Annotated in this window: 3 protein-coding genes; all 3 read left to right on the top strand. The window is 69.5% G+C overall.

Annotation, left to right across the window (positions count from 1 at the left end):
• On the top strand, positions 1-292 hold a 292-nt coding region (locus tag ACTQ48_RS11110; protein ID WP_441570958.1), incomplete at its 5' end, for a hypothetical protein.
• Entirely contained in the window at positions 285-1,238 is a 954-nt protein-coding gene (locus ACTQ48_RS11105; protein ID WP_441396056.1) for a hypothetical protein, read from the top strand. The genes ACTQ48_RS11110 and ACTQ48_RS11105, both read left to right, overlap by 8 nt.
• An 11-nt stretch (positions 1,239-1,249) precedes the next feature.
• A partial coding sequence (locus ACTQ48_RS11100) for a hypothetical protein (protein ID WP_441570956.1) occupies positions 1,250-1,685 on the top strand: 436 nt, incomplete at its 3' end.

The following is a 1,685-nucleotide window of genomic DNA, read 5'->3' as shown; positions in this document are numbered from 1 at the left end:
TGCCTCCGGGTTCGGACGCGTCCCCGAGTTCCTGCACTCCCCGCTAATGCGGACGAACGCTCAGTGCGCGTCGGCGGCGAGGACGATGGGTGAGCGGGCGAGGGCGGCGCGCCGCCAAACGCTGACTGTGACGTGCGCGCCGGACCCGGCTCTTGATGTGCTGGACACGCTGCGGCTGAGGCTGCCGACCCGCACGGTGGATGCCCTGGTGACGGGTATCAGGCTGCCGCTGACTGGGGGATCGATGACGGTCACGGCGAGCGCTGGGTGGGGGGTGCTGGTCGATGTCTGATCCTCTGGGTGATGCTGTCGCGTCTGCTCTGACCCCGGCTCGTCCGCCTGCCGTCGCGGGGGAGGTGAAGGCAACTTCCCCGGTGCTGCTGGTGTCGGTGCTGGGGTCCGAGGTGACGCCGCTGGTGTGGCTGCCGACACCGCTGGCGGTTGGTGACCGGGTGCTGCTGCTGCGCTCCGAGGGGGTGTGGCATGTGGTGGGTCTGCGTACCGCCCGGCCGAGTGAGGGCACTGTGTCATCCACTGGGTCTGGTGTGGTGACCGTCTCGACTGGGGTGGGGCCTGTGACGGTCCCGCACGTCGGTGGTGTGCCGGTGGTGGGTGATCGGGTGGCGCTGCTGTGGGGGTCTGCTGGTGGTGTGGTGGTGGGCCGTATCGGCACACCGTCCGCTCCGCCGCCGCCATCCACGCCGCCGTCTGACCCGACCCCGCCACAGACTGATCCGGCGCCCGCACCGGCCACTGTGGCTGCTGGGGCGGTGCAGGCTGCGACGGCTAGGTCTGGGAGGTGGCGCAGCGACGGCACCGCCGGGCACCGCGCCTATCAGGGGCACTCCACCTCGGGGCAGGTGGCCGACAACACCGGCTACTTTTTTTACGGCTCGACCCTGGCACGGGGCGGGACTGGCTCGTCTGGTGTGGTGCGTCTGTATCGGGCGACCGGTGCGGGCATGTCGGCGGCGCGGACCGTGTGGCTGGCGCTGCACGGTGCTGCGACGCGACCATCGTCACCTCCCGCGCTGACAACTCAGCCTCGCGCCGCCGGGACAGTGGCACAGGGCGGCACCGTCGACATCGCGCTGACCAGCGCTGAGGTGTCGGCGCTGCTGTCCGGCGCTGCTCGCGGGATCGCTGTCTCGTACCAGGGCACCACGGACTACATGGCACTACTGGGCCCATCTGACCGTCCCGACGCTGGACGGGTCACTCTCATCACCACGATCTAAGGAGGCACGGGATGCCGACCACACCGATCTATGGACTCCGGACGCCGGAGTTGGCGGACGCAAACAACGTCCCGGCAGATATGGCCCTGCTGGCTCAGGGCACCGAAAATGCGCTGTCGTCGCTGTCTCCGTCGTGGTCGTCATACGCCGTGGCGTGGTCGCAGAGCGACGGCACCAACCTCTCGATCGGAAACGGCACGCTGGAGGGTCGCTGGATGCAGGTGGGGCGTCTGGTGCACGCCTCGGTGTCGATGGGGCGAGGCTCGACCACCAATCTCGGGTCGGCGGCGTGGGTGTGGTCGATGCCGGTCAACGCCAGGGCCTGGATGATGGTCACTGGCGTGGGGTGGCTGGCGCGTGGCGGGTCTGAGTATCCGCTGACGGTGAGGCCGGTGGGCCCTGGCCGTGTGGTTGCGCTGATCCCGTCCGGGCGGATCTCCAACAACA

Origin of the sequence: Collinsella sp. Sow4_E3 (assembly GCF_052116285.1) — a bacterium.
In the GTDB taxonomy this organism is placed as follows: Bacteria; Actinomycetota; Coriobacteriia; order Coriobacteriales; family Coriobacteriaceae; genus Collinsella.
The sequence above is the reverse complement of the archived record's forward strand: the minus strand, read 5'-3'. Positions and strand labels throughout refer to the sequence as shown.